At 43.9% G+C, this 14414-nt stretch carries 13 protein-coding genes; 6 read left to right on the plus strand and 7 right to left on the minus strand.

The window, feature by feature from the left end; translation table 11 throughout:
• Window positions 1-24: 24 nt before the first annotated feature.
• From DK846_RS06430 to DK846_RS06445, 4 genes are read right to left on the minus strand one after another with little or no spacing between them, the layout of a single operon-like run.
• Window positions 25-864: an ABC transporter permease gene (locus tag DK846_RS06430; protein WP_109968111.1), complete on the minus strand. Its 840-nt coding sequence runs from the start codon at window positions 862-864 to the stop codon at window positions 25-27.
• Entirely contained in the window at window positions 864-1802 is a 939-nt protein-coding gene (locus DK846_RS06435; RefSeq protein WP_109968112.1) for an ATP-binding cassette domain-containing protein, read from the minus strand. The genes DK846_RS06430 and DK846_RS06435 overlap by 1 nt, the downstream gene beginning before the upstream one ends.
• A complete protein-coding gene (locus tag DK846_RS06440) occupies window positions 1795-4080 on the minus strand; it encodes an ATP-binding cassette domain-containing protein (protein ID WP_109968113.1) in 2286 nt (761 codons plus the stop codon). The genes DK846_RS06435 and DK846_RS06440 overlap by 8 nt, the downstream gene beginning before the upstream one ends.
• Complete coding sequence (locus DK846_RS06445) at window positions 4077-4667, minus strand: PadR family transcriptional regulator (protein ID WP_109968114.1); 591 nt, start codon at window positions 4665-4667, stop codon at window positions 4077-4079. The genes DK846_RS06440 and DK846_RS06445 overlap by 4 nt, the downstream gene beginning before the upstream one ends.
• 184 nt (window positions 4668-4851) lie before the next feature.
• On the opposite strand from DK846_RS06445, the gene DK846_RS06450 reads away from it, so the two are divergent.
• The 3 genes from DK846_RS06450 to DK846_RS06460 are packed head-to-tail and all read left to right on the plus strand — an operon-like array spanning window position 4852 to window position 7050.
• The gene (locus tag DK846_RS06450) at window positions 4852-5841 is read left to right on the plus strand and encodes an ATP-binding cassette domain-containing protein (RefSeq protein WP_109968115.1); all 990 of its coding nucleotides are present in this window, start codon (window positions 4852-4854) and stop codon (window positions 5839-5841) included.
• The gene (locus DK846_RS06455; RefSeq protein ID WP_109968116.1) at window positions 5838-6593 is read left to right on the plus strand and encodes an ABC transporter permease; all 756 of its coding nucleotides are present in this window, start codon (window positions 5838-5840) and stop codon (window positions 6591-6593) included. The genes DK846_RS06450 and DK846_RS06455 overlap by 4 nt, the downstream gene beginning before the upstream one ends.
• A gap of 19 nt (window positions 6594-6612) precedes the next feature.
• Window positions 6613-7050 (plus strand): GNAT family N-acetyltransferase, encoded by a 438-nt coding sequence (locus DK846_RS06460; RefSeq protein WP_109968117.1) that lies wholly within the window; start codon window positions 6613-6615, stop codon window positions 7048-7050.
• A gap of 46 nt (window positions 7051-7096) precedes the next feature.
• On the opposite strand, the gene DK846_RS06465 is transcribed toward DK846_RS06460, so the two are convergent.
• Together DK846_RS06465 and DK846_RS06470 are read right to left on the minus strand one after the other, a co-directional pair.
• The gene (locus DK846_RS06465) at window positions 7097-9157 is read right to left on the minus strand and encodes a heavy metal translocating P-type ATPase (RefSeq protein ID WP_109968118.1); all 2061 of its coding nucleotides are present in this window, start codon (window positions 9155-9157) and stop codon (window positions 7097-7099) included.
• A complete protein-coding gene (locus DK846_RS06470) occupies window positions 9144-9590 on the minus strand; it encodes a MarR family winged helix-turn-helix transcriptional regulator (RefSeq protein WP_181391658.1) in 447 nt (148 codons plus the stop codon). Before DK846_RS06470 ends, DK846_RS06465 begins: the two co-directional genes overlap by 14 nt.
• A gap of 274 nt (window positions 9591-9864) precedes the next feature.
• Between DK846_RS06470 and DK846_RS06475 the strand changes: the two genes are divergently transcribed.
• The gene (locus tag DK846_RS06475) at window positions 9865-11127 is read left to right on the plus strand and encodes a serpin family protein (protein ID WP_245926486.1); all 1263 of its coding nucleotides are present in this window, start codon (window positions 9865-9867) and stop codon (window positions 11125-11127) included.
• On the opposite strand, the gene DK846_RS06480 is transcribed toward DK846_RS06475, so the two are convergent.
• Window positions 11066-11311, minus strand: coding sequence for a KUP/HAK/KT family potassium transporter (locus DK846_RS06480; RefSeq protein ID WP_109968120.1), 246 nt, complete (start codon window positions 11309-11311; stop codon window positions 11066-11068). The two genes, DK846_RS06475 and DK846_RS06480, sit on opposite strands and share 62 nt — an antisense overlap.
• Window positions 11312-11449: 138 nt before the next feature.
• On the opposite strand from DK846_RS06480, the gene DK846_RS06485 reads away from it, so the two are divergent.
• Complete coding sequence (locus tag DK846_RS06485; protein WP_109968121.1) at window positions 11450-13255, plus strand: chloride channel protein; 1806 nt, start codon at window positions 11450-11452, stop codon at window positions 13253-13255.
• A 266-nt stretch (window positions 13256-13521) separates the two neighbouring features.
• Window positions 13522-14400 carry a DUF6544 family protein gene (locus DK846_RS06490; RefSeq protein ID WP_109968122.1) on the plus strand — a complete coding sequence of 293 codons (879 nt, stop codon included), beginning with the start codon at window positions 13522-13524 and terminating at the stop codon, window positions 14398-14400.
• Window positions 14401-14414: the final 14 nt, after the last annotated feature.

The following is a 14414-nucleotide window of genomic DNA, read 5'->3' on the forward strand; positions in this document are numbered from 1 at the left end:
TACGAAAAAACAGGATTTTTAATTTCAGGTTATCACTGACTTGTTTATCTTTCTGACAGTAATCCAAAAGAAAATGACAGCCAGAACTGTAAGATACACAAAAGACAGGGCAATCTGAACAGGATTGTAGGAAAAGACAAGTCCAAGAGACGAAAATTGATCACCGATAATAAAATACCGCAGACCATCAGTCAGATGCGAGATCGGATTCAGGTACGAAAACTCCTGGATCACCGGGGGGAGTCCGTTTATCGGATACAGGGCATTTGATGCAAAGAAAAACGGCATCGAAAGGAGTGTAGTAATTCCCTGGTATCCTTCCGGAGAAGTGGTGGTAAATGCCACGTACAGCGAGACACATATGATGGCAGTAGAAAATATCCCGATAAAAAGAACTATGCCAATAATGGATACAAGAATCTGAACAGGACTCTGACCTGAAAATGCAGTGACACCAAGCACCAATCCAAGTATAACGATGATCGTGGTTTGTATCAGTGATTTCACAATGACAGAAAGGGAAATTCCGATGACAAGGTTCCTTCTGGGCATCGGACTTGCAAGAATTTCTCTCAGTATTCCCCAGTCTTTGTCAAAGAAGACGGAAAATCCTCCATACAGGTTTGAAAACATGATCGTTACAGCGATCATACCCGGGGTCATATAGGTCAGGTAATTGACAACCATTACACCTGCCGGAGGAATCGCAGACTGGAGAATTCTCTCAAACGTTCCGGCCATTGCAAATCCGAATAAAGCGAGCCAGAGAACCGGATGAAGCATCGAGGTGAACAACTGGTCCTTGAACCTGAAATACCGGTTCATATCCCGCATAAATATTGGGAAAAACCCGGGAGTCTCCATTAGTCCCTCATCTCCGTGCCGGTGTAGTGCAAAAATACATCATCCATACTTGGTTTCTTGAGATTTACTGCACACACATCAATCTGTCCTTCGTTCACTTCCCTTATGATCTCAGGGAGCAGACGTGTCCCGTCATACTCTGATGTGATAAGCAGTTTTCCTTCATAGCAGGAGATATTCCGAACTCCGGCAATATTTTTTAGAATATCTGTTGCACGGGTATTGTCTGACGTTTCAAGATACACAATATCGTTTCCAAGACTCTGTTTAAGTTCTGCCGGAGTTCCCTGAATGACAATTTTCCCATGATCGATGAGAGCAATCTGATCAGATAGAAGATCAGCCTCATCCATATAATGGGTTGTCAGAAAGACCGTCGTTCCTTCCTCATTTACTGATCTCAGATACTCCCAGGTCTTTCTTCTGGTCTGGGGATCAAGCCCGATTGTCGGCTCATCAAGAAAGAGAACTTTCGGCCTGGTCATAAGACCTCGTGCTATCTCAAGACGCCGTTTCATACCCCCCGAAAGAGTACTGACGAGAACATCGGCCTTTTCAGTGAGTTCTACAAGTTTGAGCAATTCAATTATCCGATTTTTCTTTTCTGCACCTCCCATCAGGTAAATACTTCCATGAAACTCCAACGTTTCCCTGACAGTCATATCCTTGTCAAGAGTGATCTTCTGAAATACAATCCCGATAGACTGCCTGACATTCTCCTGTTCAGTCCTGAGATCATATCCTGCTATCTGTACCGTTCCCTTCTGAAGCGGAAGCAGGGTAATCAGCGAATTTATCACCGTGCTTTTTCCTGCTCCGTTTGGACCAAGAAATGAAAAGACCTCTCCCTTCTTCACCTGAAAGGAGATATCCTTAACAGCTTCCAGTTCACCGTATGAGTACGAAAAATTCGAAACTTCAACAATATTCTCATTCATGAACTAATTCCTCTTCAGCACCAAGAATCAGACTATTGTTTCTGACAGATGCCATTTTCAAATATACACCGGTGACTGAACCGGGATTTTCCATCAGGGTTTCCGGATTTCCGGTTGCAATAATCTCTCCCCCCTTATTGCCACCCTGTGGACCCATGTCAATGATCCAGTCAGCCTGCCTGATCACATCACTATTGTGTTCGATAACAATAACCGAATTTCCCTGATCAACAAGATGATGAATAATTTTCAGCAACCGGCTCGTGTCCGCCATGTGCAGTCCGGTTGTTGGTTCATCCATCACGTAGATATTCCCTTTTTTATGAAGTTCTGTTGCCAGTTTCAGCCGCTGGGCTTCTCCTCCAGATAATGTACTCAGTGACTGTCCAACCTGCAGGTAATCAAGTCCAACATCGGCAAGAACACGAAGTTTTCGCTTAACATCCCGTGTTTCGAAGAAATCAACAGCATCAGCTACGGTAAGTTTCAGGATCTCTGATATTGTTTTTCCTTTATATGAGAGAGAAAGAACCTCAGGGTTATACCGTTCCCCGTTGCACGCATCGCATACCGTTGTGACATCATCAAGGAAGTGCATCTCCATCTTGAGAACTCCTGTCCCTTTGCATTTTGGGCAGGCACCTTTTGAATTAAAACTGAAACAGGAGGGATCAATATCGGTTGCCTGTCCGAGTTCTTTTCTGACAGCATCAAAGATTCCAAGATATGTTAGGGGATTTGACCGCGATGATCTGCCTATCGATGTCTGATCGATAACAACCGCATCAGGGTATTGTTCGCAAAAGACTCCATGAATAAGTGAACTTTTACCTGAGCCTGCAACTCCTGTGATACATACCAGGACTCCTTTCGGGATATCAACTGAAATATTCTTCAGGTTATGAAGCGATGCATTTTCGACTCTGAAATACCCCTTTGGTTCTCGTCGGTTCCGGGTTTCTTCCCCCACCCGGTTCAGATATCGTGATGTGAGTGTATCTGACGTAAAGAGTCCGCTTACTGATCCGGCATACTGAACCTCTCCACCATGGGATCCGGCACCAGGCCCAATATCTATGACATAATCACTTGCCTGGATGATCTCGGGATCGTGCTCTACAACAAGAACCGTATTCTCCTTATCCCGGAGATCTTTCATGATTTGAATAAGATTTCCAATATCCCTGGGATGCAGGCCGATACTTGGTTCATCAAGAACATACACAAGGTTGGTTAGAGTACAATCCAGTTGCTTTGCGATCTTTACTCTCTGGGATTCACCACCAGAAAGGGTTGCCACCGGTCGGTGAAGAGAGAGATATCCTACCCCGATATCAATGAGATACTGGATAATAACTCTCATCCTGGCAATAATTGGTTGTGCATACGAGTGATCGACCTGATCAAGGAAGGCCAGGAGATCAGGAAGTTCGAGAAATACAAGATCAGGTATCGTTCTTCCCTGAACAATAACAGTACGTGCACGTTCATTCAGTCGTGAACCATTGCAGTGAGGACAGGTCTCATACCTGAAAAACCGGGTGTATGCATCAGAATTTTCCTCTTTGTTCAGATAACTCTTCTTGAGTCGTGATATGACTCCTTCATGTCGGGAGGTGTACTCTTCGCCAAAGCGTTCGGCTTTTACTGCGGTCTGTGGTTTATACAGGAGGTTATACCGCTCTTCTTCGCTCAGTTCGCATACCGGTTTGCATGGATCAAATAACCGGGAATTCATCAATGAATTCCAGTAATATCCACCTTTTTTGTATTGAGAGTGCAGAATGGCACCATCTGCAACTGATTTTGTCTCATCTATGAGTTTCTTCTCATCAACAACCATCAGTTGCCCAAGACCAGAACATTCAGGACACATCCCGTCTGCATTATTGAATGAGAAGAGATTTGACCCGCCAATAAACGGAGCACCACACCGGGAGAAGAGAAGTCGAAGGTATGTATAGACCTCGGTCATGGTTCCAACCGTAGATCTGAGAGTCTGTCCCGGTCGTTTCTGGTCGATGACAATGACAGGAGAGAGATTTGAGATCTCATCCACATCCGGTCTTGATATCTTTGGAAGACGGGATCGTTCAAATGTCCCGAATGTCTCGATCAGTTGCCTTCTCGCTTCTGCACTGATTGTATCAAAGACCAGAGAACTCTTCCCGCTTCCAGAGACCCCGGTTACTACAACGATCTTATTTTTTGGAACCGAGACTGAGATATTTTTTAGATTGTGTTCCCTTGCTCCCACAATCCTGACAGGCTCGCTCATTTCCTCTGACCTGAACCCTGCCCGGTCTCATTTTCAGGAATATAATCGTGTGCAGCATTATACTCATCAATAAACCGGAGAGCCCATTCCCGCTCAGCCTTGATGAGATGTTGTCTTCTGCGGGCAAGGTGAATATTACCGATTTTACATCCGTGATCGAGGAGATAGGTTTCAAGTTCACCATAACAGGCCAGTCTGGTGTCAATAGAGGCGAGATACGCGTTCAATGCTGAATTTACTTCAGCCGGAGTAAGGATGTGAAGATTTGCCAGAGCAAGATCAATCTGGTATATCGAGATCTCCAGTTCAGACATAATCCCGGTGATATGATTTTTGAGTTCTTGTGCACCTTTTTCTGTCAGAGTATAGGTTTTCTTTACTTTGTTTGACTCGGTAACCGAGAGATTGACATCGACAAGAAATTTTTTTTCCAGTTTTTCAAGGACCTTGTAAATAGAGGAGATGGATATCTCAGTCCAGTATCGCATATCCTGTTCCACAACGCATTTCTCAATCTCGTATGGATACATTGGTTTTATGGAAAGTAACCCCAATAGGGCAGCTTCCATGTTTGAGATTCCACTCATAGAATATTGTACAAGTACAATACTATATTAATACTATACTTTGCCAGTATGGTATCTCATACAATCAATATTACCTCCTGTAATCAAATTCATACTTCTTATAAATGGGAGCATATCTAAAATGTACTGAAGATCCCCTCACTATGATCATCTCCATCTTTCATATCAATATTATATACAAAACATGACACCAATTATCAAAACATTCAACCTAACAAAAATATTTGGATCTAATACGGCTGTCAATTCCATATCGCTTGAGGTTCACAAAGGCGAGGTCTTCGGTCTCCTTGGCCCGAATGGAGCAGGAAAAACGACCTTCCTTTCCATGCTCTGTACGATTCTCAAGCCAACATCGGGCACGGCTGTCATTAACGGGTATGATATCGTCCAGGACAGTGCCATGGTCAGACGATCGATTGGAATTGTCTTCCAGGATCCCAGTGTTGATACAGACATGACATCACGGGAAAACCTGCAGATGCATGCCGATCTCTACGATGTCCCGGTATCAGAGCAGGCTTCAAGGATACAGGAGGTACTGACACTTGTCCAGCTCGAAGACCGGGCCGATGACTTTCTCAATACATATTCCGGAGGAATGAGACGCCGTCTTGAGATTGCCAGGGGATTATTACATTATCCACGGGTCCTTTTCCTTGACGAACCAACCATCGGGCTTGATCCCCAGAGCAGGGAACACATCTGGTCATACATCAGACAACTTCGGGAACGTGAGGATATGACCCTTATTCTCACAACCCATTACATGGAAGAGGCAGACGAACTCTGTGACCGGATAGCCATTATCGATCATGGATCCATTGTAGCCCTGGATACGCCATCTGCCCTGAAACAGACTGTTGGATGTGAGATGATTCTTCTCAAAACAGAAGAACCTGAAAAGCTTCAGAGTCTCCTTGCGTACATCCCGGAGATCGATACAATCAGGGTAATTGATGATGAAGTGAGGATATCAATTCCCAATGCTGATGATGAACTTCCCAGGATCATGGAGATTGCCTTCAGGGAAGGAGTTCACATGAGTTCTGTCCATCTTTCACGTCCTGACATGAACGACGTTTTCATGCATTACACAGGAAGGGAGATCAGGGAGGAAGGTCCTGAATCAGTCAGCAGAATGAGAATGATGAGACGGAGGAGCAGACGATGAGCGAATTTCGTGGAATCTACACCCTCTGGCTTCGTGAGGTCAAGAAATTTGTCAGGGAAAAATCACGCCTCGTGAATGCATTTGTCCAGCCACTGCTCTGGCTCTTCATCTTCGGGACTGGGATGAGGTTTTCGGCAACTGTGCCCGGAGTGAACTACCAGGAGTTTATTTTTCCCGGCCTTGTCTGTCAGGCAATGCTGTTCACTGCAATGTTTCTTGGAATCCACATAATCTGGGACCGGGAATTCGGGTTTTTAAAAGAGATCCTGGTCTCCCCGTTATCACGTCCATCAATATTTCTTGGAAAGATGCTTGGTGTCAGCACCGATGTTATGATACAAGGAATTATAATCTTTCCATTTGCTTTTCTCATCGGGGCACATATTAGTATTGTAGTTTTTTTCCTGACCCTTCCGGTGATGCTCCTTATCACCTTCGGACTGGTCTGTATCGGCCTTACATTTGCAAGCCTGATGAAAAGTTTCGAAGGATTCGGTCTTGTACAGACGTTTATCAACATGCCGATGTTTTTTTTGAGTGGTGCATTATTTCCACTTAACAATGTTCCACAATGGCTTCAGGTCGTGAGTCTGGTAAACCCGCTTACTTATGGTGTTGATGCCCTGAGAACAGTTATGATCGGCCCTTCATGGGTCGGGATAGCCCCAATATCTGTTGATCTTGCAGTCCTGTTCGTCTTTGACGCAATCATGTTTACATGCGGGACCTGGGCATTTAGCAGGACTGATTAACGATTGATTTGTGATAAAAATGACAGATATTGTATATAATGAGGAAAAAAAGGATCTTCCAATAGATCAACTGCATTCACTATTCATGTCAGCAGGCTGGATCAGGGAACCTGAAACAGAGGAGATGATATCCCATTTTAATCTGCCATTTATCAATTCAACACTCGTCATATCAGCATGGCATGAGGATAAACTCGTCGGAGTAGTGAGGGTTCTCTCTGATAAAATTATCAGATCAGCAATTCATGACCTGGTCGTTGATCCAGAATTCCAATGCAGAGGAATTGCAAAAGAACTGCTTACCCGATGTGTTCAAACATATCCAAAATCAGAGTGGATAGTTCAAACTAATGCTGAAAATGTTGAGTATTTTCTGAAAAATGGTTTTATCCGGTATCCAAGAAATGTGCTTTTCAGACCTTCAGCATGGGATCAGGAATATGAGATGAGTATGTAAAATTTTGAATAACTCAAATATATTCATTATCCTTTTCCAGGTCTGATTATACCGATACACCGGGATTGGGATTATTCCTGATTTTTGCACGAACATCTGGATTATCCAACTTGATCCCCGGATTGTACGCAAGCCGTGTCGAGTTCAGTAAAACCACGATGGTTGCAACCTGATGACCAATGGCACCGACAGCCGGAGATATCAGACCATACCCTGCTGCGATAATCAGCAGAAGATTCAGACCAAGTGCAATACAAATGTTCATTATAATTATTGAACTCGTCCGCCTTCCAAGTTGAATAAATTCTGGCAATGCAGAAAGTCCCCGCTGCATCAGAATGACACTGGATGTCTCAAGAGCGATGGTATCTTCCCGGGATCCGATACTTATCCCGAGATCAGAGCGTGCAAGTGCAGGCCCGTCATTTGTTCCGTCACCAACAAAACAGACAACTTCCCCTCTCTTCTGTAGTTTTGAGACATAGGCTTCTTTATCTCCGGGATACATGCCTGAATGAACTGATCCCGGTTCGATTCCACACTGCTGTCCGATCTGTTCAGCAACAACCTGATTATCACCGGTGAGCATCTCGATTTTGTTGATTCCAAGCTGCCTGATTTTTGCAAATACTGCAGAAGACTCGGGGCGTATGGTATCTGAAACATACAGAATTCCAATCAGGAACGTGTCACATACAACAAGGATCTCACTGGTTCCACTCATATCATCCCGGGCTTTTGACAGGATGAGAGATGTATCAATCCCTTTGCTCTCCATGAATCTGCGATTTCCAACAAGAATTTTATGATCCTGCTGGATGTCCTCAATCCCGAGACCCGCAACCTGCTGGGCATAACCGGTGCAGGCAATGGATAGCCCGTTATCTATCGCTGTAGAAACGACTGCCTTTGCAATCGGATGTGATGAAGAACATTCTGCAGTTGCAGCAAACAACAGGACATCATCACGGGAGTACGAACCACATGCAATAACCTCTGATACAGCCATGTTTCCGCTTGTAATCGTCCCGGTTTTATCAAGAACCAGGACTGTTACATTCCTGCAGACTTCCAGGAATTCACCACCCTTGATAAGAATTCCTGATTTCGCAGCAGAACCGAGAGTTGCCAGAACTGCAGACGGTGTCGCAAGCAACAGGGCACACGGGCATGCAACGATGAGCACAGTGATTGCCCTGATGATACTCCCGGTCAGGACAAAGACAATTATTGCCAGAATAATCATGAGAGGTGAATATACCCGTGCAAACCGATCGATAAACGGATGAGACGGCGGTCTCCTCTGACCTGCCTGCCGTATGAGTTCTGCAATCCGGGAGTAGGTTGAATCACCGGCAACCTTTGTAGTTTTGATAATCAACGTTCCATCAAGGTTAGTACTTCCTGAATATACGAGACTCTCCTTTTCCTTTGCAACCGGAAGACTCTCACCGGTAAGGCAGGACTCATCAAGAAACGAGGTTCCTTCGGTCACAACACCATCAACAGGAACAATATCACCGGATCTGACCATCACCACATCACCGATGGCGATCTCATGAACCGGAACTTCAACTACTTCGCCACTTTTAATAATGTGGCCAAACCTGGGGTTCCGGGTTACGATTCCCTCAATATCACGTTTTGACCGGGAGTATGCATAATCTTCAGCCAGTTCACCAATTGTCAGGATAATCGCAACCTCTGCTGCAGCAGTAAATTCTCCTATTGCAACAGCAGCAACTATGGCAATACTCGCGAGTTCGCAGACATTCCGCTCACCACCAAGGAGTCCGGTCACTGCCTCCTTAAGGATTGGATAGGCTGTCAGGAGGAGAGCGATGATCGCAGCGGCAGTTCCAATTTCCCAAATTGCAATGAACCCAACCTCTGAAAGGATTGCAAAACAGACACAGATTCCGGCGATGAATGTACGGATGAGTAATGGGCGGATTGTCTGTGAATCAAACTCATGAGTACATCCACATGCTGAATCGCAGGTATTGTGATTGGATGGTTCACTTTCATGATGATTGCAGCAGCTTCCTGATAAACAGTCATCAGAACTGCACCCAGGCCGTCCCAGGATTTTTTCAAATATTTTCATTTATTTTTTGAAGAATCGAAGTAAACGAGATAGTCTCTTCTTTTCCAAGTATTGACGCGATCTCTGTAGCCAAGTTCAGATGATGCCGGTGATGTTCCTGGAATGTATCTTCACCTTTCTCAGTCAGTTCAATGATATACGACCGACGATCATTCTCTGCCCTGACCCTCCTGGCAAACCCGCCACGCTCAAGTTTGTCAACAGTAACCGTCGTTGTTCCGGTCGTGATCCCGAGTTTTCCGGCAAGATCTTTCATATTCATCCTGCCATGATGTCCCAGAACCTCTATTGCATGAGCCTCAGAGATCTTCAGATGCCCGGCTTCAATCACTGACGATTCCCAGGAAGAAAACCGATCAAAAAACTCCATAAGGCCTTCATTCAGAAGTTCGATCTCTTCACCATGATCATCGATATCTTGTTTTTTTGACATCTTTATGATCAATTTATTTGATTCTCAAACTATTTGAAGACAGAGGAATTGTATGCAAAAAATAATAATTGTTATAATTCGTTGTAATCATCACCGATATCGTAGAACAACAATCCCGGGAAAAAAGATAAAAGCCCTGTAAAAACTGGTTACTATTTCATGCATTATTGGCTCACTTCTTAACCAGAAACTCCTTGTGTAAGACCGGGCATACACCAATCTCATGAGACTCCTGAACAGTCTGCTTTGCTCTCTTCTTCTGATACTGATTTGTATGGCAGTCACCGGTGAAAACACATTACCGGACAATATAAGCCATCAAACCGACTTTTCACTGGAGCAATACAATGATCTCAATACTGAACCGGCTCAAATCGTTGCTGACCTAAACAACAGGTTTGCATCAGATCTCTATCTGAATCTGTCTCATAGCCCGGATTATACCGGGAAAAATATCTTCTTCTCGCCACTCAGCATCTCATCTGCCGGAGCTTTGACATACGAAGGTGCCAGGGGAAAGACAGCAGATGAGATTCGTGCTGTCTTTCATTTCCCGGAAAATTCGTCAATCCTCCGGAAGGGATATGCAGGAGTAAATCCTGGAAGTCCTGGGCCCACAGTCTATTCTGCAAATGCTCTCTGGGCAGAAAAGACACACCAGTTTCTTCCTGAATATATCGCTCTATCCAGGGACTATTACAGTGCAAATGTTACAAACCTTGATTTTGTGAATAAATCAGGAGAATCACGGGATGTTATCAATGGTTGGGTGGCTGAAAAGACAAACAACAAGATCCGGGACCTTGTATCACCGGCATCGGTGAATTCTGCGACAGATTTGGTCATTACAAACGCCATGTACTTCAATGATTCGTGGCTTTCAGGGTTTGACAAGGGCCAGGAGCAGGAGTTCAGAGTTGAACCGGGAAAAACGGTTCCGATTCAGATGATGGAAAAGACCGGATCTGATCAGAAGTTCATGTACACAGATACCGGAGAACTCCAGGCTCTTGACATTCCATACCAGTCAGGAAACGGTACCCGGTTGTCAATGCTCGTTCTTCTGCCAAAAGAAGATAATATTACACCAGCTGAAAAAGTCCTGAGAACAGGAAACCTCTCTTCAGTGACCGGGGCATTACGCCCGACTGATGTTATCATATACTTCCCAAAATTCAGGCTTGAGACAGAATACCAACTCCCGGATCTTCTGAAAAAAATGGGGATGAATACAGCATTTACACCGGATGCAGACTTTTCCGGGATGGATGGAGCACAGGATCTGTTTATCAACGATTTTATTCACAAGGCCTTTGTAGATGTGAACGAACAGGGAACTGAAGCATCAGCAGCAACGGTTGTCTCCATGAATGAGATGGCAATCCCTGATAGAAATAAAGAGAGTCCGGTAGTGTTTAAGGCAGACCATCCGTTTATCTTCATGATCAGAGATGACAAATCCGGGGCCATTCTCTTTATGGGAAGGGTAATGAACCCTGCCGGAGCACCTTTGGAGAATCTGACATCAGATGCGTAAACATCAAAAACTGCTTATATCGCAGTCTATACACAATGAGAGAGAGGACACCGAATATATTTTCTTCATTAGGGAAGATCATCAGCAGAATCACTCCCATCGTATAGATCGGGCTGGTTCCGATGTCTCCAAACACGAGGCCCAAGGATTTCAATACACGAGATGAATCCAGGATATAGGCCATAATAATCGTTTTTTAACAACAGTTAAATTACTTCTGGTTTAATGGTTATTTATGATGAGTAAAAGAGTGTCTCAACCTTCATTTCATATTGTTATTCAGATGCACCTCTACAAAACATGAGTTAATACCGGAGTGAAAATGTTCTCAATCCCATCATTTGTCGCACCAACTAAACGGATTTTGATCATCGCTATCGTTGTGGGAATAATTGCAGGAATTGGCTCACTCCTCTTTTTTGAAGGCTTAAAATGGGGCACTGCATTTTTCATGGGATATCTGCTGCAGTACACATACCCACAGGAAGGCCAGACGGTAACGGAGATCAGCCAGTGGTCAGGACCTCATTCCCTCACACTTTTAATCCCAATCCTCTGCTTTGGAAGTTTACTCACAGGAATCCTGGTTACTAGGTTCGCACCCGAGGCTGAAGGCCACGGAACCGATGCTGCTATCAAAGCATTTCATGGTGAGGGAAAAATCCGCAGACGTATTCCCCTGCTAAAAGCACTGACAGCAATTCTTACAATTTCTACCGGAGGAAGTGCAGGAAGAGAAGGACCATCTGCTCAGATATCAGCAGGATTTGGATCACTCGTGGCAGAACTCCTGCACCTTACTCCGGCAGAACGACGAATAGCACTCACTACCGGAATAGGAGCGGGTATCGGAACAATATTCAAGGCCCCTCTCGGAGGAGCCATCCTCGCTGCAGAGGTTTTGTATACCCGGGATTTTGAGTCTGAAGCCATTGTTCCCGCATTTCTCGCTTCCATTATCGGTTATTCAATATTCGGGCTTTTTGAAGGATACTCACCAATATTCATTCTTACATCGCAATGGTGGACAATCTCACAAATACCCATGTTCATCCTGCTAGGCATCCTGTGTGCAGGATTCGGACATCTGTATATCTTCACATTTTATGGAACTCGTGACATATTTTCAAAATATTTTAAACAAAACAACCTTCCGGCCTTTTTAAAACCGGTATCTGGTGCTATCCTACTTGGAATAATTGTAATAGTTCTTGCAAGACTTTTCCCTGATGGAGAAATGCTCGGCCTTGCAAGTATGGGATCAAGTTACGGATACACCCAGCTCATGTTCTACTCCATGGTTCCTTTGAGTGTCCTGATTCTGCTCCCTTTTATGAAGATCATCGCAACATCATTAACACTAGGATCAGGGGGAAGTGGCGGAGTTTTTGCACCCGGGCTGACCATCGGGGCCGCTATTGGTGGAGCACTTGGAACAATCCTGCACATTTTTTACCCGACATATGTCCCGATAGAATCAGTTCCGGTGTTTGTAGTGGTTGGAATGATTTCGCTTTTCGGGGCTGTGGCAAACGCACCTATTGCTGTACTGATGATGGTTGTTGAGATGGTTGGAAGTGTTACAATATTGGTACCGGCCATGGCTGCAGTCGCAGTCTCAAATCTTCTAACCGGAGAAAATACCATATTCAGACAACAGGTTCAGACAAAGGCACAATCAGGGGCTCACCGGGGAGAATATGATCGCGAGACCCTGGAAGGAATTCACGTAAAAGATGCCATGTCATTGGCAGATAACGTGATAACGCTATCCCCAGGAGATCAGGCATGTCTGGCGAAAAAATTCATGGCAGAGACTGAGCACACCGGATATCCGGTTCTTGACCAGAAACGGCTTGTTGGAATAGTCACAAACCACGATATGAGAAAATCCCTGATACATGAAGAGTTATCACAAACGATCAGGGATATTATGACCACTCATTTGCATGTTGTCACCCCCGAAAGTACACTGGAGGATGCTCTGGTGTTAATGGTTACTCATTCAATCAACCATCTCCCGGTAGTAGACAGAGAGTCATCAGACCATCTTGTAGGTTTTCTTACCCGGACCGATATCCTCAAAGCATATTCACGAAACAGTCACGGATGCAGGCATATTTTTTAACTAAATCTCATCATCATCTTTTTTCATAGTATACAAAAAGAAGCCCAAGAATAAATTTCTAGGATCCGATTACTCATTACTAATTATCAAAGAGCAAAATATATTTATATGAATGAAGTAAAATCCTTGTTGTCACATTGAGACGTGTGACACATCCAATATTGTTTCATCAGTTATAACCAGACTGAAATTGAACATGTTGATACTCTGATTAACCCCCCAAGACCATTTTTTTCATACATGAAGAGAACCCATATCCATCAGAGATGGAAGACAGAAGAATGATAAACGATATTCTTCTTGACATAATCCTTCTTTGGACTATCCTCGCAGGAGGGTTAATTGTGTACGTTCTTATCAGAACTTTTCAAATTCCACGTGAATTTCTGACATTATTCAATGAATTAGAAGAACTATATAATCCAAAGCAAAATACCCATTCCCAGATTCTTCTTCCTTTATCTGTTCATCATTATTTTAAAGAAGCACACATCAGTCAGGGAAAAAGACCTGCCTACGTTCAAGTCAGATATACCGGGTTTCACCGTCTCTCCCCACATTCTGATCTACTCCCCATCCATGGAAATATCTACTACTGCCTCTCCATGCCCGGCTTTTTTTCGAAATCAAGAACCAAAATGCACCGGTTTATATGGACTGATATCATCCACAGATATTCAGTCAATGATGGTTATCTACTAGGAAAACTATTCTCCATTTTACCTTTTTTATCAGCACGGGGAATTAGGCTCAGCAAATCATGTTTAATTACTTATTTCAGCGAGGCTGTCTGGTTTCCCTGGGTTTTTAGTTCTTTCAAAAATATTTCATGGGAACCGATTGATGATAAAACAGCCAGACTTCGTGTATCATATCATCCATTAATTATCACACTCGATGTCCGGTTCAATTCAAAAGGACTGATTCAATCTATTTTATATCCAAGTCAGCCACAAAATAACGGACATAGTACTAACACCTGTACAAAAGTTGTTTCATACGAGGAATATAAGATGATTGGTGGGTTTTTTATTCCGCAGAAGATCACAGTGAAACAAAAAAGTGCCCAACAAGAACAGGTTGAAAAAATTTTGAAGATAGATACGATCATATATCACCCGTACCCTCCATCCTCTTTATTTTAGCCAATACCATCCAG

Origin of the sequence: Methanospirillum lacunae (assembly GCF_003173355.1) — an archaeon.
GTDB classification, from domain to species: domain Archaea; phylum Halobacteriota; class Methanomicrobia; order Methanomicrobiales; family Methanospirillaceae; genus Methanospirillum; species Methanospirillum lacunae.